Raw genomic sequence first — 17,760 nt, 5'->3', positions numbered from 1 at the left:
TTTTATTCCTCTTTTAAAATTTCCTTTACCTTTGAGTTATTATACATACTATTAGGAACCTTATTAGCTAGTTTTTTTAATGTCAATTTAGAGTTTTTTAAATCACCTTTATTATAATACATCATACCTAAATTATAATACGATTCATCAAAATAGGCATCTTCTTCTGAGTAATTTTCTACATACATTTTATAATATTCTTCAGCAGTATTATAGTCTTTTAATTTTTCACTAAGAATAGCTACTTGATAAGTTGCCTCTGATATATTGCCTTTATTTTCACCAGTATCTACTACCTCTTTATATAATTGTATAGACGACTTGGTTTTCTTTTCCTTCTTTAAATTATTCGCTTTAGACATCAATTCATCTTCTGTAAATAAATCAGTATTTTTATCACTTTCATTGTCTACAGTATTTTTTTCAGAATTTACATCTTCTTTGTCATTACCTCTATCATTATTATTTGCATTAGAAGTCTTATCCTTATTTTCTTTATCATTTAAGCTAGAATTTAATTTTTCTTCATTTTTAACACTAGTGTTTTCAGACATCTGATTTTTTAAATTATTCATCTTATAAGAGCTATATATATTTTGTCCTATTAATAATATACCTAATATTATTGCTAAATGTAGATATTTATTTTTTTTAATATTTTTTTTCTCATTAGAAGCTAAGTTTTTCTGTTTTTCTGTTATATTATCTTTCTTAACAACATCTTTAGTCCCATCAAATTTAGAGTGTTTAATATTTTTATGTGAAAATTCACTTTCATAAATATCTACGTCTGCATTACTTTTAATTTTTTTATTATATGTATCTAATATATTATTCTCTTGGTTTAATAAATGATTTTCTTTATCAATTCTTTTTAAAACTTCTAAACATTCATCAAATTTTATGTAATCTTCTTCTTTATCATAAATCAAAGCAAGTAACTCATAAGGCTCTATTAAGTCACTATATTGCTCAGTTATAAATTTAAAACCTTGTATAGCTTCTTTGTACATTCCTTTATTTATGAATCTTATAAGCTGATTATATTTTTCAAAGAAAATTAAAAACTCCTCAGATGTAAGCATATTTATATACTTTTCACACAGAGCAGTTTTTTCGCAAAGGGAACTCTTATAGAAACTTTCTACAGCCTCATCAAAATTACATTTTAGTAGGTTTACAAGACCTATAAGATTTAAAACATCTACATCATTTGGGCTTAAATCTCTTGCTTCTTTTAAAAAGTTTAATCCACTTGATATACAATTATTATTTATATTATCGATAGATTCATTATATAGAACACATGAGTCTTTTTTATTGAGTTTTAATATATCTTTCTTTACATCATTTAAGTTTAAAATAAATACCACCTCATGCCATAAGTATTAATTGATTTTGTTTCTAAACAAGAGATTTTACCATGTCCTCTTCACTTACTATACTTGTTACTTTTACACCAAAGTTTAAGTCTACCACTACCACTTTTCCATAAGCCAGTACTTTATTGTCTATTAGTATTTCTACATCTTGGTCTGCTAAAGTATCAAGTTCAATAAGAGAACCTTTATTTAGATTTAAAATATCTCTCAAACTCATCTTAGTTCTTCCTATAACTACAGATAACTCTAACTTAAGGTCAAGTATTCTATCTATATTATTTCTATTAGTTTCAGAAATTTCTAAAGCTAATTCATCATCTCCACTAATTTCTTTTTCAATTTTATCATTCAGTAACATTTTTGCTTCTTCATCTGAAATAAGATTACTATTATCCATAACTACACCTCTTTTTTGACAGCATCATTTATTTTCACACCCTTTTTACTTGATATAAATCCTGGTGTTGCTGTGTATGATTTTGAATTTTCTACATATACATCTATATAATCATTTATCTTTTTATTTGTTACTATTACATCTCCAACTTCTAGTTTAAGTAAATCCTCAACATTAATTGATACTTTACCTATCTCTGCAATAACTGATAATTCTATATTAGATACACTATCATAGATTTTCTTAGTGAATTCCTCTGAATTATCCCCTGCATCCATATCTAAAAATTCTACTACAGAAATATTTTCCAAAACGGCCTCTAAAGCATTGTATGGGAAACAAAGTGAAACATTACCAATATGCTTATTATCATTTAGCACTTTTAAATCTACAACACATACAGGTGCAGTTGGTGAACACAATTGTGGTAAATTAATATGTGTATGTGTATCTAACACTTGTATGTTTTCAAAGCCTTCAAATAAATGCATATTTCTTACTAAATCCTCCATAAGATGTAAAAGTAATTTCTTATCAAGTTCTGTAAGTTCTCTGTTAGTATCTATTGTAACTCCATTTCCTCCAGATGTTATATCAATCCACATATCAGCTACACTTCTATCTATTCTAAAAGAAAAGTTTTTCATAATAGGTTCCATCGAATTTTGTACTACTAAACACGAAGATGTCACTTTATCTAAAAAAGTTTGATAATTTACTTGGTCTATATTCTCAACCACCATACTAGAATTACACTTAAGTTCATAAACTATATAGTTTTTATATTTTTTACAGAATTCAGCTAATAAAAAATTTAAGCAAGTTAAATTTTCTCTTGAATAACTCTGAGGTTTGCCGAAATCATAATCTTTCATATCATACATGAATATTCCTCACCTTACATAATTATTTAGCTCTTAAATTATTAGCTATTTGCCACATTTCATCAGCTGTCTTTATTCCTTTTGAATTCATTTGAAATGCTCTTTGAGTAGCTATTAAATCAACAAATTCTTCTTGTAAAGAAACATTTGACCTTTCTCTGTAGCCTTGAACTATATCAACTTTTCCAACTTGTTTGACTTCTCCTGCATCAGTTGCAACAAATAGGCTATCTCCTTCAGATATAAAATTTTGAGTTCCTGTAGGCTCATACAAATTTATCGTTCCTATTTTTTTATTATCTACAAATAAATCTCCATTTCTTGAAACGGTTAAGTTTGTATCAGTTATATTTGTATTATTGTAGTTATAACCTGCATCAAATTGGACATCTAGTATATTTCCACTATCATCTACAATCTTACCTAAAGCATCTACATTAAATCCACCATTTCTTGTATATGCATATGTCCCATCATTTCTTATGACTCTAAAGAATCCTTCTCCATCTATTGCCAAATCACTTTTACTATTTGTTGGAGCTAATGCTCCTTGTTCATAATTTCTCATAGGAGCTGAGGCTTTAGAGCCAGTTCCAGTTGATATGTCTTTACCATTTGTCGGGTAAGATGGTCTATTTAGTACTTCATCTACTAAATCAGAATATTCCATATTTAGCTTTTTATATCCTGTGGAATCAGTATTTGCTATATTATTAGATATTATATCTAGTTTACTTTGATTTGCTGATAAAGCTGTTTTACTAGTATAAAACATTGTGTACATAAAAATTCACCTCCTATTATCTATCTTACTGAACCAATCTCGCTTGCTATTTTTGCTAATTTAGAATCCATAGCTTGAATTATCTTTTGATTTGCTTCATATTCTCTTGAAATTGTCATCATATTATTGATTTCAGATACCATATCTACATTAGATGACTCTATAGCATTTTGTATTGTATATGCATTATTTGCTTTTATAGCTCCTTCTCCAGAATACAGGTTATCGCCTTCTTTTTTTAGCTTATTATAGTCATTAAAATCTACCATATTAAATTTGTACATAGCATTTCCGTCCAGTGATATTGTATTATCCTTTGCTACTTCAAATTTCTTATTTCCTACATTTATATGACCCACAGCACCAGTTACAGTATTTGTTCCAAGAACATAGTATCCTTCACTAGTTATAAGCTCTCCTTGATTATCTGTCCTAAAATTACCATTTCTAGTATAAAACTGATTCCCAGCTGCATCACTAACCAAAAAGAACCCCTTACCTTGAATAGCTACATCCATTTTATTATCAGTCTGCTTTATAGGACCTTGGTTAAAATTTGTAATAGTTTCATCCATAGAAATACCTGGGCTTATTTCACCTATCTCTTGCTTTTGTTTAGTTCCATTTGCGTAGTTATTGTAAGCTTCTAATTTCAATAAATCAAAACTCTTGGTTAAAAGCTGTTTACTTTTATATCCATTAGTGTCCATATTGGCTAGGTTATTGACAACAACATTTTGCTTTTGCTGATTTGTTATCATAGCCGAAACTGATGTATATAATCCTCTTATCACATTATGACCTCCTTTTTCGTAAATTGTTTAACAGGATTATTTATTCTAAAACTTTCATCTCACTTGAATATTTCATCCCTAATGCTCTGGCCTTTTTTTCTATCTCTGCTTTGCTCATATCATTATTACTAAAAAGCATTATACATAAAGTCGATATTAATATACCAATCCCTATTCCTAAAAGTACTTTTTTATCAAATAATAATATTCTTATATTTTGTAACAACTCTTTATTAATGACAGCTCACCCTTTCCAATATCTAGCATCTTGCATATTTCCACATCATCATAACCAGAATTTATAAGATGTTTCACTTTAAGAGATAGCTCATTTTCTTGTTTTATTTCCTGTCTTGATTCTATAAAGATACTGTCTTTTTTTTCTTCATTAGTTTTTATTAAGTTATAATTTTCATAAACTTTTATATGATTATTACTTCTTATTTCAGCAAGTACTTTATCTAAAAAGAATCTTCTTTTTTCTGCAACTATCAATCTATCATTTGCCTCATATTCCTGTTCAAATATTTTGTCAAAGTACCTGTTATCTTTGTTTTTCGATTCCTTATGTAAATTTGCTATTATAGTTACTATTATCAAAATAGACACTACTATTAATATAATTTGTATCATCACATCAATCACCATCTATATAGAATATTTAAGTTCTTTTATTTTGCTTCTCAAGTTTCTTATTGATTTTCTGTGGAGTTGTGAAACTCTTGATTCTGAAACACCTAGCACTTTTCCTATTTCCTTTAGATTTAAATCTTCATAATAGTACAGTGAAAGTATTAATTTTTCCTTTTCCTTTAAATTACAAATTGCTTGAGATAAAATTTCTAGTTTTTCTTCTTCCTCTATTACATTTGCTGGAATATCTTCATCTCTGTCACTTATTGTATCTTGTACAGTTTCATTTGTATCTTCAAAGATTACATGGTTTAATGATACAATATTTAGCATATCTATATTATTTTCGATATCATAAAGTTCCTTTTCTGAAATATTTAATTCATTCGCAATTTCATATGAAGTTGGCTCTCTTAATAACTCAGCCTGCAATTTTTCTACTACTCTATTATATTTATTTACTTTAGTTAAATTATGCTTAGAGATTGGACTTTGATTTCTAATTTCATCTAATATAGCTGATTTTATTTTTATATAAGAGTAACTAGAAAATTTTGCTCCTTTTTCAACATCAAACTTATTTATTGCATCAATCAATCCAATAACTCCACTATTTACTAAATCTTGATATTCAAAGCCTTTCCCAGGTATAAAAAATTTTCTTGCTATACTCTTTACAAGAGGCATATTCTCTTTTATTAATTCTTCTCTATTCATTAACTACGCCTCCTTAGCTTTTAAATATACTAAACATTTTTCTTAGTAGACCCTTATTCTCATCAATATCTTCTCTTGACTGACTTACCATTCTCTTTGCTATAGATATAATACACTTTGAAGCGCTACTTGTAGGATATTCCAGAATAAATGGTATCTGCTTTTTTACACATATTCCTACTTTTTTATCATCTATTATATATCCATATAACTCTAAATTAAGATTTAAAAATTTGTCTACAACCATCTTTATTCTGTTGTATGTAGATTTTGCTTCTTCTAAATTTATTACCCTGTTGATTATTATGTTTGCACTTCTCTTTATCCCAAAATTACTTATGGCCTTTAGTAAGCTATATGCATCAGTTAATGATGTTGGTTCTGGAGTTGTTATTAAGAAAAATTCAGTACTACAATATATAAATGACAATAGACTTTTACTCATACCAGCGCCTGTGTCAATTATTATAAAATCGACATCATGAATCTGTTCTATACTATGTATAAACTTATTTCTTTGAGCTTCTGTAAAATCTTCTATATGATTAAGTGCAGAACCTCCAGAAATTATATTCACACCATATTTAGTACGTGAAATTATATCTTCTATATTTTTTTCTCCATTAATTACATCAATTATCGTACCTTTTACATTTACACCCATTATTATATCTATATTTGACATTCCTATATCTGCATCTAATATAAGAACTTTTTTATTAAGCCTAGTCAAACAGATAGACAAATTTGTAGCGAGATTACTCTTTCCAACACCACCTTTCCCAGAAGCTATTGTAATTATCTTAGGTGCATTCCCATTCTCCACTATAAATTCATCAAGTCCTCTTTTTTCTATTGCCATCTTTCTCAAGATTTGAGCTTGGTCAATCATATACTTTCAACTCCTAATAGTAATCTTATAATCTTATCTTCATTAGGTTTTATAATGTCATCAGGAACACTTTGCCCTATTGTAATATACGATATTGGTTTTTGTGCATAATTCACTATGTTAAAGATGGAACCATATGTGATTGTTTCATCCAGCTTTGTAATTATTAAGCTTTTAAAGTTCACATTTCTATATGAATCTATAATTGCTTTTGTATCATTTTCTCTTGTTGTGCAATTCAAAACTAAGTGTATATTATCAGTTTCAGCTTTATCTATGAGATTTTTGATTTCTAATATTTGCATAGAATTTTTATATCCTCTACCTGTAGTATCTATTAATACAACATCACAATCTTTCATCTCATCAAGCGCCAACTCCATCTCATCGGGGCTTATTACTCCTTTAAAAGGAATATTCATTATGTCAGTATATATCTTTAACTGCTCCACAGCGCCAATTCTATAGGTATCTATAGTTATTACACCTACTTTTTTATTTTCCTCAAATACTAATTTTGCGGCTAACTTTGCTATTGTAGTTGTCTTTCCTACTCCTGGTGGTCCAACTAGAGCGATTTTCCCATTTATCGTTGGATTTTCTATTTTAATCTTTTTCTTTAGACTTTCCACTAAATTTTTACTTGTATCAATTCCATTGAACTTCATCTCTTGTAAGTCAGTTCTTATGGACTCTACAATTTCTTCATTCAACTCTAGATTTAGTAGGTTCTTACATATTTTATCTATATCATTGTCATTCTTATTATCAAACCCCATATTACTTATAATTGACTTTAATTGTTCTACCTCTCGTTTCAAGTCATTTTGTTCTACATTATCTCTCTTTTCCCATCCGACAGTTAATTCGATATCTCTCTTTGAAAAAATACCTCGTATTCCAGATTTTCTTACTTCTTTTTTATCTATTAATGTAATATTGTCACCCAATTCCATTTTGGCTAGATTCATAGCATCCTGAATTGTATTAGCTGTATACTTTTTCGTCATCATATATGCTCACCACACCTTCTGCTTTGATTTTAACATCATTAGGTATTTCATTTAATGATAGTACAGTCAAATTAGGATATACAATCTCAACTAGTTTTCTAAATGGTGCTCTTATCTTTGGTGATACTACTATTACTGGTATATTATGATTGAAATATACATTACCTATTACATCTTGTATACTCTCAAATATTTTGTTTGTGTTTTCTGGGTCAACAGCTGGATAAGTTCCATTTACAGACCTTTGTAAATTATTAGATACCAATTCCTCGGTTTCTGGAGATAATGTAGCCACTACAATTGACTTATCTTCATCCACCAAATTCGTACAAATACTTCTAGCTAAAGCTATTCTCACATATTCAGTAAGAAGCTCTATGTCTTTTGTGTTTCTGGACTGGTCTGCAAGTGTTTCAAGGATTGTAACCCTATCCTTTATATTTACTTTTTCTCTCAACAGATTTTTAAGTACTTTTTGAACTTCACCAAGTGTCATTAAGTCTGGTATCAACTCATCAACTACAGCACTATAATTTTCTCTTGCTGCATCTATAATAGTCTTAACTTCTTGTCTTCCCAGTAACTCATGTGCATTGGATTTTATTATATCTAGTAAATGGGTTATAAGTATTGTGGATGAATCTACAACTGTATAACCTTTTAACTCTGCATCTTCTACCTTATCACTTTCTATCCAAAGTGCCTCTATTCCAAAAGTAGGCTCAATTGTCTTTATTCCAAATATATTAAAACCTTGATTCATAGGGTCCATACATAAAACCATATTAGGCATTATCTCATATCCACCAACTACATTACCTTTTATCTTTATGTTATATTGGTTTGGATTTAGTTGTAAATTATCTCTTATTCTTATAGGTTGTACAACTATACCCATGTCTATGGCACATTGTCTTCTTATTGATGCTATTCTCTGAAGTAAATCTCCTCCTGCTGATTCATCAGCTAAAGATATTAAGCCATATCCAATTTCTACTTCTATAGCTTCTACATTTATTAAGTTTGTTACATCTTCTACTTCGTTTTTGTCTGGATTTACCATATCAGGTTTTTCAAAATCTAAATCTTCTAAGGTATCCTTCTTTTCTCTTCCTAAGAAGTAACCTGCTGCTATTGCACCTATTCCCAGTGAAAAAAACGCTGGCTTGGGTAATCCAGGCATCATACCAAGTATAATTAAAACACAACCAGTCATCATTACTGCTTTTGGTATTGCTGTTAATTGCTTACCTACTAAGTCACCAAAGTTTTCATCAGTCGAAGCTCTTGTTACGATTATACCAGCTGATGTGGATATTAGTAGAGCTGGTATCTGGCTTACAAGTCCATCACCTATAGTAAGTCTTACATAAGTCTGAGCTGCACCCATAAGAGTCATGTTTAGCATTACAGCTCCTATTACAATTCCTCCTATTATATTTATTGCTGTTACTATAAGACCTGCTATAGCATCTCCTTTTACAAACTTATTTGCACCATCCATAGAACCATAAAAATCAGCTTCTTGTTGGAGTTCTTTTCTTCTTTTTCTAGCAGTTTTGTCATCTATAACTCCTGCATTTAAATCTGCATCTATACTCATCTGCTTCCCTGGCATGGCATCTAACGTAAATCTAGCTGTTACTTCAGATACTCTTCCAGAACCATTAGTTATAACGACAAATTGAACAATTAATATAATTAGGAATATAATTATCCCTACTACGTAATTTCCACCTACAACAAAACTTCCAAATGCCTCTATAACTTCACCTGCGTATCCTTGAGTTAAAATCAATCTAGTTGATGAAAGATTTAATCCCAATCTAAATAGTGTTGTAACAAGTAACACTGTTGGAAATATAGATAAATCAAGTACATTTGTTGTAAATAATGTCATTAATAAAATTAGCACAGATAAACTTATGTTAATTGCCAGTAAAATATCTAATATAAATGTAGGTAATGGCACTATCATCATAAGAACAATTCCTACAACACCAAAAGCCACTATTACGTCCATATGTTCTTTTAGATTAAACTTATTCATTACTTATCCTACCTTTTTGGGACTTTGTATCTATTTTTTATTTTATATACTGCCACTAATATCTCTGCAAAAGCTTGATACATGTCCTCTGGAATTTCTTGGTCTATTTCTACTTGCTTATATAACAACCTAGCGATGGGTTTATTTTCTATTATTGGGATGTCATTTCCCTTTGCGATTTCCCTTATTTTAAAAGCTAAATAGTCTGCACCTTTTGCCACTACTACTGGAGCTTGGTCCTTCCCTTTTTCATATCTCACTGCTATAGACAAGTGAGTTGGATTGGTTACTATTACAGTAGCGCTTGGTACTGCTTGCATAGTCCTTTGAGATGAGATTTGTCTTTGTTTTTGTTTTATCTTAGCTTTTATTTCTGGGTCTCCTTCTGAGTTTTTATATTCATCTTTAACTTCTTGTTTTGTCATTCTCAGTTGTTTTTTATGACTATACCTTTGATAAAAATAATCTGCAACTGCTATAACTATCATAGCTATACAAATTTTACTTAATATGGAATATACTAAGTCTTTAACTGTATACATTAAAGTTGGTAAGTATATATTACCTAGTTTTAAGATATCTAAATAATTATCTTGAAAAAATTTATATCCTATGTAAGCTAAGACAGATATAATTGCTGTATCCTTTATTAAAGTTGATAAACTTCTCATAGAAAACATGTTTTTGAATCCACTAATTGGATTTAATTTTGATAAATTTGGTTTCAAAGTTTCCCCAGTAAATAATATTCCCACTTGAAATAGGTTAGCTACTACACCTAAGACCAAAAATGGAATAGCTATTGGCAAAAATATCTTGAAAAAATCCATTAATCCTACTATAATTAAGTTTTCTAGGTTTGAATAATTTATGTTCATATAAAAATTCACGCTTAAAAAATGATTGAGTGAAGATTTAAGTGTGTCCACTACATATGAAAATAATGTAGGGACTAACAAAGTGAATGCAAATAAGGTCATTGCAACAGGTAATTCTCTACTTTTTGCTATATTACCTTTTTTTCTTTGTTCTCCCCTTTTCTTTGGAGTAGCGTCTTCTGTTTTGTCTGTTGAACCCATAAAAAACATAGGGGCTAGTGCAAAAGTTCCCTCATACATCTTTGGTATTTGACTCAATAAATGACTTATTTGGTTGACAATTAAAGGTATTGATATGATAAATAATGCTATACCAACCAATATTTTTAATGGCATACCAACTATCATTACGTTTAGTTGAGGTACACTTCTTGATATAAGACCTAATATAAAATCTGCCATAAGCAGACAAAGTACAATAGGTATTGCTATTTTAAACCCAGTTATAAAGCACTGCACAAATATGTTTATTATATAATCTATATTATTATCTACAAATGATTTTCCTATTGGAATTAACTCAAAACTATACCTTATACCTCGAATTAAAATATGGTGACCATCCATGCTAAAAAATATCATAATTGCTGTCCAGTTCATAAGATTATCAATTAGAGTTGTTTGAGTCATTGAGTTTGGGTCAAACATATTAATCATTGATAATCCCATCTGTTGGTCCATCATAGAACCTGCCATTCTGATACTGTAAAAACATAGATTCGTTATATATCCAAGAATAATCCCTGTTATAGTCTCATTTATACCATATAAAGTAAACATTACAATATTGTCTATATTTGTTACATATTCAATTTGCATAGTACTTGAAATCAATATTGATATAATGATTGCAAAGAGTGACTTAAATAAAGCAGGCGTACCAGCTGGAAATAGCATTCTCAATGTTCCAAAGAAGGCTACTATTCTAATAAATACAAAAATCATATGTATCCTACTTACTTAGTTATAAGAGACATCATATTGAATATCTCAGAAGTAAAACTAATAAGAGTATGTAACATCCAGCTTCCACCAATAGCTACTACCAAAAGAATTGCTATTAGTTTTGGTACAAATGTCAAAGTTTGCTCTTGGATTTGAGTTGTAGCTTGAAATACACTTATTAAAAGTCCAACTACAAGAGAAACAATAAGTACTGGAGCTGCAATCATAGCTCCTGTAAACATACCATTTTTAAGAATACTCATTATCATAAATTCGCTCATATTATTTTTCTCCTATCCAAATCCCAATATCAATGTTTTTACTATCAAGTTCCATCCATCCACCATTACAAATAATAACAACTTAAATGGTAATGATATCATAACTGGAGGTAACATAAACATTCCCATAGACATTAAAACACTTGCTACAACAAGGTCTATTATCAAAAATGGTATGTATATTAAAAAGCCTATTTGAAAAGCAGTTTTTAGTTCACTTATTGCAAAAGCTGGAACTACAACAGATAAGGGTATATTTTCACGAGTTAATTTTTTTTCTTTTAACCCTGCTTGTTCTACAAATAAATCTAAGTCAGTTTGTCTAGTTTGCTTTAGTAAAAACTCTTTAATAGGTACTTCTGCTTCTTTCATGGCTTTTTCCATAGTAATATCTTCTTTCATATATGGTTGTAATGCCTTTTCGTTTATTTCATTTAATACTGGCCTCATTATAAATATTGTCAATACTATCGCAAGCCCTACCAAAACTTGACTTGGAATTGCTTGTTGTGCTCCTAATGCTGATTTCAAAAATGATAAACTTATGACTATTCTAACAAAGCTTGTCATCATGAACATTACAAATGGCAAAAACATTAATGCCGTTAGAAATAAAAACAATTGCATTGAACTTGTATATGGTACGTCAGCCAAAGGTAATTTTGATAATAGTTCCATTTACTTATCTTCCTTTTTTGTAAATTTTCCAATATATCTACTGAAATCATATTTTGCTTTGATTTTTTCCATTTTAAAATCTTGGATTTTAAAATTTCTCTCTTTAATGTCATCTTCTATTTTTGATATTTCTTCTTTGGTCAAATCTTTTATCTTATTCATACTAGCTGAAGAAGATGCAATAATACATCCTTCTTCACCTACTTTTAAAATTATTATGCTATTGTTTTTATTTATACTTACAATGTCTAGTATTTTTACATATTTGTCATTGTATTTTTTTAATAAAGTTCCCTGGCTAATTTTTAAAGATAAGACTATCAATATTAAAATTATTGGAATACATATTAATATCTTTAATAAATAAAGTATCATGTCTTACCATCCTTTTATTGTACTACTATATTTGTGAAATATATGCTTTGTATTACATTTCCACCTAAATTTGTATTTAAAGTATTTTTTATTTCATCTTTTATATTATTTAGGTTTTCAGCAGCAAAATCATCTGCTCTTTTTGCCATAAGGCAATTTATAATATTATCTCTAATTAAAGGTGTATTTTTTTCTATATCTTTATATGAAGCATCATAAGATACAGTTATTGACACCTTTAAATATCTTACACCTTCATCAGCTAGCTTCAATACCATTTCTTCTAAATCAAGATTTTCTGTCTTTATTTCATCTTTAGCTTTTCCTGTTGGAATAAACAAACCTATAATCTTATCAATTTGTCCACTTCCACCTTTACCTAATATAAAAAACCCTGCTCCTGCTGAGAAAACAATCAGTATCAAAATAATTAGAATAATTTTTTTATTTTTGAACAAAACTCTTCCTCCTAGTCGATAGTTATAAGTATATTAACTCTTCTATTTTCAGCTCTTCCCTTTGCTGTATCATTTGAAACTAAAGGTTGATACTCTCCACATCCTGTTGCTGAAAACAATTTAGGGCCCATGCCCTTTTCTTCTACAAAGTATCTTACAACACTTACTGCTCTACTAGAAGATAAATCCCAATTGGACTCATGTGTACTTGATTTTACAGGTACATTATCAGTATGACCTTCTATAACTATCTTATTTTTCATCATTTTTATCATGTCATATACTTTATTTAGAGTAGCTTTACTATCAACTTTTAACTCCGAACTCCCAGAGTCAAATAAGATTGAGTCATCTAACTCTAATAAAATCCCTCTACTATCATCCTTAACTGTTACACTATTTTGCAGGTTAGAATTATTAACCTTATCTTTTAAATCTTGTTCTAAATCTGACTTATCATTTTTATCCACTAAACCACTATCTATTGGAGACTTCGCACTTGTACTTGAACCTGTGTTAAACATACTTACTCCAGAAAACTGACCTTTTAATGCATTTGATATATTTTTAAATTTTTCAATATCTACAACTGATGTTGCATATAGAAGTACAAAAAATGTAAGAATTAGAGTTATTGTGTCTGCATAAGTGGCCAACCATGCATCTGGATTTATCTCATCTTTTTTTTTATTTTTTCTACGCGCCATTACTCATTGCTCTTTCTGTATTTTTATTGGATTTCATAAACTGTAATTTTTCAGTTTTTGAAAGGTACGTCGCTAAACGTTCCTCAACTACTATACTGCTTTCACCAGATTGTATGCTTATTATACCTTCCAGCATCATCTCTTTTATGTAAACTTCTTTTTCCGTTTTTTCATCTATGTTATATGCAATTGGATTTAAAGCAATATTTGCAAGTAGAGAACCATAAAATGTTGTAATTAACGCCTTTCCCATACCAGAAGCAATCAAATCTGGTGACGTAAGGTCAGATAGCATTTGTATAAGACCGATTAGAGTCCCCAACATTCCAAATGCAGGTGCAAATGTTCCCCAAGTTTTAAATATCTTTGAATATCTGTTATTTGTATCTTCAACAGAATCTATCTCTAATTCTAATATAGACCTTATTTCATTGACTTCCAGGCCATCAATACATAACTCTAATCCTTTTTTCATAAATGGGTCTTGTATTTTCATTACATCACTTTCTATTGACAAAAGACCTTCTCTTCTTGCTTTTTTTGAAAGTGCTTTAAATTGATTCAATAAGTCTAATCTTGATATACTCGTTGTTTTAAATGAGTATTGTAATGCATTTTTTATAAGTTTCATGTCATCAATAGTAAATGTAATCATCAACGCTCCAAATGACCCAAATACTGTTATTAATATTGATGAAAAATCAAAGAAACTTTTTAATCCTGAACTACTTCCTTTTACTGCTCCAAATAAAACTAATACTGTAGATAATATTAGTCCAATGAATGTCAGTGAATCTGTTTTTTTCATTACTTTTCGCTCCTAATATAACCTACATTTATTTTCCTTTTATACTTTATCACTTTATCTACTATCTCATCTACAGACTCTTTTACAAGATTCTTTTCTCCTGTTGTAAGTAATATTCTACTTTCTGGAACGGAGTCAATTCTTACTATAAGGTCTGAGTTTAATATGTAGCTTCTTCCGTTTAAGTCTGTTACTCTTATCATGCTATGTACCTACTATCTCTTAAGACTTATTATTTCTTGAAGTATCTCATCTGATGTAGATATTATTTTACTGTTTGCTTGGAAAGACCTACTTGCTATTATCATTTCTGTAAATTCTTCTGCTATGTCTACATTGGAAGCTTCTATTGCTCCTTGTATTATTGTTCCTGTAGCTCCTGCTATTTGTGGGTCTCCTGAGTTTGCTGATGGCTTGTATAAGTTTCCTCCTTCTGCATCTAATCCTGCTGGATTTTGGAATACATATGTTTGTACTTTTTGAAGTTTTCCATCATTAGTTGCTATTGCAGGATTTGGTACTTTTCCTACTTCAGAATTGTCAGGAATATCATACACAAACTGAGTTCTTTGACCATCACTCAATAAAAATTCTACTGTTCCATCTTTTGATATATTGTACTCCAGTACATTTTGTACTGTACCATCTTTAGGACTTATACTTTGAAGAGGAATTACAATGGGTTCTTTTCCTTCTGCAGTAGCATTTTTAGTAAATTCACCAGTAGTAGCATTATATGTACCCTTATAAACCTCACCTTGTAACATATACCCATCTCCATTTACAAGTCTTCCACCTTTGACACCGTTCAGAGGTCCAGCTGTTGCTTTAAATCCTGTATCTAAGTTAAAAGAACCATCTCTTGTATACATAACTGTACCTTGCCTTACTACTGGAAGATACCCATCTCCATCTATCATTAAATCTGATGGTCTATTAGTTGGCTGTACATTTCCTTGTGTCATATCTTTATTTATACTTGATATCTTACTACCTACACCTACTTGTCCTAAGTTTGTTCCCCCTAATGCAGCTGTTGGAGCACTTGCATATAGTACAGTTTGATAAAATGAATCTGTTATTCTAGCTGAACTTTTCTTAAAAGCAGTAGTCCCAGCATTTGCTACATTGTTACCTATTACATCTAGTTTAGTTTGATTTGCTTTCATTCCACTTACACCTGAATACATCGCTTTTATCATGAATTTACCTCTTTTCTAATTTAATATTATTCTTGTTCAGGAGATTCTTGCTCTGGTGGGTTATTTTCTTCTCCTGAAGTTGTATCTACTTCTCCTATTTTAAGTAATTTTTCATATTTAACATCTACAGTTTTATCACTACCATCTACTTTCAGTTCTAAGTGTACCTCTCCATCTTTTATATATGTAGACTTTACTACACCTACAATGTTTTCATCTTCCTTCTCTTCTCCGGATACTTCTACTTCTTTACCAATTAATGACGTTGCCATACTCAAAGCAGAGTTTATTAGAGTAGAGTTACTTAAAGCTAAGAGTATATCTAGCTTGTCGTTCATAGCTGACATCTTTTCTAAAGTTGCAAACTGAGCTAATTGTGATACATACTCTGTTGGGTCTTGTGGATTCATTGGGTCTTGATTACCCATTTGTGCTACAAGTATTTTCATAAACAAGTCTTTATCAGCATCATCACCCTGTCCTATAATTGGAGTTCCATTATCTGTTACTGTCTGATTTCCTTTACTTCGAACTTGTTTATTAGCAATATCATTAATATTTCTTTCAAGTTGGCTCAAGTTATTTGACCTATAGTTTCGTTGAACCCCTGCTAAAGCTGTTGCCACTCCATACATACAGTATTTCCCCCTTATTAAGCTAATAAATCTACTCTATCATCATCAATATTTTCTTTAATTTCATCTTCTATGACCATATTGTTACGCTTATTATTTGTATTTTGCTTATTCATATTTTCTTGGTTATTTTGTCTATTCTGTTGTTCAAATGCTTTATCAAAAGTATCTGATGTACTTCTATTATCACTATGCATTTGCACAGATACATCTTTTATATTTACATTCGTAAGTTCAAGATGTTGCTTTAAATCTGTTATATTTTTATTTATAGAGTCAAATACGTCTTTATTAAAAACAGTCACAACAGCTTTCATACTTTCGTTATCTTTCAATAATTGTATGTTCATATCTCCCAATTCTTTTGGCCTTAATCTAATTGTTAATTCTTGGATGTCATTTGTTTTCATATGTTTAATAGCTTTGATAGAATCATCCATAACATTTGATTCTATATGTTTTAAGTCAACATTATCATTTTTAACTTTGTTTATATCCATGCTTTTATTTATTACTTGACCAAAGTTTCCACTTTTATTTCCATTAATACCTGCTAGTTTTTCCAAAATATCAGAGTTATCATCTCTTTTCTTATTTGAATTAAGGTTATCCATTCTATTACTATCAAAGTTGTATAAATCTATGCTTTTATTATCATCCTCTGTAGTTTTACTAATTACTTCAAAGTTTTCATTAACATTATTATCTAAAAACTCTCTTAACTTCATCATGTCTAAATTTTGCATATCATTATAGTTATTCATGTCAGCCTTATTTAACTCTGCATTTTGCTTTACAATATTATTCAATATATTTTTATTAAGTTTAAGCCCTTGTTTCAATTCATCCGATATGTTTAGTTTTTCCATACCATTCAATATAGAATTTATATCTTTATCTTTTTCATTATTATTTTTTAAAAGAGTCAATAATTGTTGTAAAATCTCATTATTCTTACTACAATCTTTTTCATATGTACTTTCATCCTCTAAGTGATTACTTTTATCTACATCTGAATGACACTCATTATCACTATCTTCTGATTTATTTGAGCTGATATTTTGATTACTTGTTTCTTTTTTGTCTTTAACTTGTCCATTATCTGTTGCCTTATATAGATTATCCTCAAATTTATTATTTTTCACATCTTTATTCTTAGATGAACTCTTTTTATTCCCAATATCTTTAATAACATTATAAGAATCTGCTTGTATCTTCATACAATAATATCCTCACTTCCTACTCTT

At 29.4% G+C, this 17,760-nt stretch carries 22 protein-coding genes; all 22 read right to left on the bottom strand.

Features of this window, described 5'->3' with window-relative positions:
• Window positions 1–2 precede the first annotated feature (2 nt).
• The 22 genes from IC213_RS21320 to IC213_RS12100 are packed head-to-tail and all read right to left on the bottom strand — an operon-like array spanning window position 3 to window position 17,733.
• Window positions 3–1,373, bottom strand: coding sequence for a tetratricopeptide repeat protein (locus IC213_RS21320; RefSeq protein WP_227863109.1), 1,371 nt, complete (start codon window positions 1,371–1,373; stop codon window positions 3–5).
• A 31-nt stretch (window positions 1,374–1,404) separates the two neighbouring features.
• Window positions 1,405–1,779: a FliM/FliN family flagellar motor switch protein gene (locus tag IC213_RS12200; RefSeq protein WP_413926673.1), complete on the bottom strand. Its 375-nt coding sequence runs from the start codon at window positions 1,777–1,779 to the stop codon at window positions 1,405–1,407.
• Between the two features lie 2 nt (window positions 1,780–1,781).
• Window positions 1,782–2,663, bottom strand: coding sequence for a FliM/FliN family flagellar motor switch protein (locus IC213_RS12195; protein WP_227434691.1), 882 nt, complete (start codon window positions 2,661–2,663; stop codon window positions 1,782–1,784).
• 22 nt (window positions 2,664–2,685) lie between these two features.
• Window positions 2,686–3,447, bottom strand: a complete 762-nt coding sequence (locus tag IC213_RS12190) for a flagellar hook-basal body complex protein (RefSeq protein WP_227434690.1) — start codon at window positions 3,445–3,447, stop codon at window positions 2,686–2,688.
• A gap of 20 nt (window positions 3,448–3,467) precedes the next feature.
• Window positions 3,468–4,241: a flagellar hook-basal body complex protein gene (locus IC213_RS21315; protein ID WP_227824817.1), complete on the bottom strand. Its 774-nt coding sequence runs from the start codon at window positions 4,239–4,241 to the stop codon at window positions 3,468–3,470.
• Between the two features lie 40 nt (window positions 4,242–4,281).
• Window positions 4,282–4,467, bottom strand: a complete 186-nt coding sequence (locus IC213_RS12180; protein WP_227434688.1) for a flagellar protein — start codon at window positions 4,465–4,467, stop codon at window positions 4,282–4,284.
• Entirely contained in the window at window positions 4,452–4,874 is a 423-nt protein-coding gene (locus IC213_RS12175; RefSeq protein WP_227824818.1) for a flagellar protein, read from the bottom strand. The genes IC213_RS12180 and IC213_RS12175 overlap by 16 nt, the downstream gene beginning before the upstream one ends.
• A 15-nt stretch (window positions 4,875–4,889) precedes the next feature.
• Window positions 4,890–5,591 carry a sigma-70 family RNA polymerase sigma factor gene (locus IC213_RS12170; RefSeq protein ID WP_227434686.1) on the bottom strand — a complete coding sequence of 234 codons (702 nt, stop codon included), beginning with the start codon at window positions 5,589–5,591 and terminating at the stop codon, window positions 4,890–4,892.
• Window positions 5,592–5,604: 13 nt separating this feature from the next.
• Window positions 5,605–6,483, bottom strand: coding sequence for a MinD/ParA family protein (locus IC213_RS12165; RefSeq protein ID WP_227483433.1), 879 nt, complete (start codon window positions 6,481–6,483; stop codon window positions 5,605–5,607).
• Window positions 6,480–7,496: a flagellar biosynthesis protein FlhF gene (flhF, locus tag IC213_RS12160; RefSeq protein ID WP_227824819.1), complete on the bottom strand. Its 1,017-nt coding sequence runs from the start codon at window positions 7,494–7,496 to the stop codon at window positions 6,480–6,482. Before flhF ends, IC213_RS12165 begins: the two co-directional genes overlap by 4 nt.
• The gene (gene flhA, locus IC213_RS12155) at window positions 7,471–9,546 is read right to left on the bottom strand and encodes a flagellar biosynthesis protein FlhA (RefSeq protein ID WP_227434683.1); all 2,076 of its coding nucleotides are present in this window, start codon (window positions 9,544–9,546) and stop codon (window positions 7,471–7,473) included. Before flhA ends, flhF begins: the two co-directional genes overlap by 26 nt.
• A gap of 8 nt (window positions 9,547–9,554) precedes the next feature.
• A complete protein-coding gene (locus IC213_RS12150; protein WP_227434682.1) occupies window positions 9,555–11,369 on the bottom strand; it encodes a fused FliR family export protein/FlhB family type III secretion system protein in 1,815 nt (604 codons plus the stop codon).
• Window positions 11,370–11,380: 11 nt separating this feature from the next.
• The gene (gene fliQ, locus IC213_RS12145; protein WP_227824820.1) at window positions 11,381–11,650 is read right to left on the bottom strand and encodes a flagellar biosynthesis protein FliQ; all 270 of its coding nucleotides are present in this window, start codon (window positions 11,648–11,650) and stop codon (window positions 11,381–11,383) included.
• 12 nt (window positions 11,651–11,662) lie between these two features.
• A complete protein-coding gene (gene fliP / locus IC213_RS12140; RefSeq protein ID WP_227434681.1) occupies window positions 11,663–12,328 on the bottom strand; it encodes a flagellar type III secretion system pore protein FliP in 666 nt (221 codons plus the stop codon).
• Complete coding sequence (locus tag IC213_RS12135; protein WP_227434680.1) at window positions 12,329–12,703, bottom strand: flagellar biosynthetic protein FliO; 375 nt, start codon at window positions 12,701–12,703, stop codon at window positions 12,329–12,331. It lies immediately after the preceding gene.
• Between the two features lie 14 nt (window positions 12,704–12,717).
• Window positions 12,718–13,161, bottom strand: a complete 444-nt coding sequence (gene fliL, locus IC213_RS12130; RefSeq protein ID WP_227434679.1) for a flagellar basal body-associated protein FliL — start codon at window positions 13,159–13,161, stop codon at window positions 12,718–12,720.
• A gap of 11 nt (window positions 13,162–13,172) precedes the next feature.
• Complete coding sequence (locus tag IC213_RS12125; protein WP_227824821.1) at window positions 13,173–13,868, bottom strand: OmpA family protein; 696 nt, start codon at window positions 13,866–13,868, stop codon at window positions 13,173–13,175.
• On the bottom strand, window positions 13,858–14,676 hold the full coding sequence (locus IC213_RS12120; RefSeq protein ID WP_227434677.1) for a motility protein A: 819 nt from the start codon (window positions 14,674–14,676) through the stop codon (window positions 13,858–13,860). The genes IC213_RS12125 and IC213_RS12120 overlap by 11 nt, the downstream gene beginning before the upstream one ends.
• Entirely contained in the window at window positions 14,676–14,879 is a 204-nt protein-coding gene (locus tag IC213_RS12115) for a flagellar FlbD family protein (RefSeq protein ID WP_054268815.1), read from the bottom strand. Before IC213_RS12115 ends, IC213_RS12120 begins: the two co-directional genes overlap by 1 nt.
• Before the next feature lie 12 nt (window positions 14,880–14,891).
• Window positions 14,892–15,878 carry a flagellar hook-basal body complex protein gene (locus tag IC213_RS12110; RefSeq protein ID WP_227483438.1) on the bottom strand — a complete coding sequence of 329 codons (987 nt, stop codon included), beginning with the start codon at window positions 15,876–15,878 and terminating at the stop codon, window positions 14,892–14,894.
• 26 nt (window positions 15,879–15,904) lie between these two features.
• On the bottom strand, window positions 15,905–16,513 hold the full coding sequence (locus tag IC213_RS12105) for a flagellar hook assembly protein FlgD (RefSeq protein ID WP_227824822.1): 609 nt from the start codon (window positions 16,511–16,513) through the stop codon (window positions 15,905–15,907).
• Window positions 16,514–16,530: 17 nt separating this feature from the next.
• Window positions 16,531–17,733: a flagellar hook-length control protein FliK gene (locus IC213_RS12100; protein WP_227824823.1), complete on the bottom strand. Its 1,203-nt coding sequence runs from the start codon at window positions 17,731–17,733 to the stop codon at window positions 16,531–16,533.
• Between the last annotated feature and the right edge of the window lie 27 nt (window positions 17,734–17,760).

This window comes from Clostridioides sp. ES-S-0049-02 (genome assembly GCF_020658465.1).
Taxonomy (GTDB): domain Bacteria; phylum Bacillota; class Clostridia; order Peptostreptococcales; family Peptostreptococcaceae; genus Clostridioides.
Note: the sequence above shows the minus strand (reverse complement) of the source record. Positions and strands in the feature narration are given on the sequence as shown.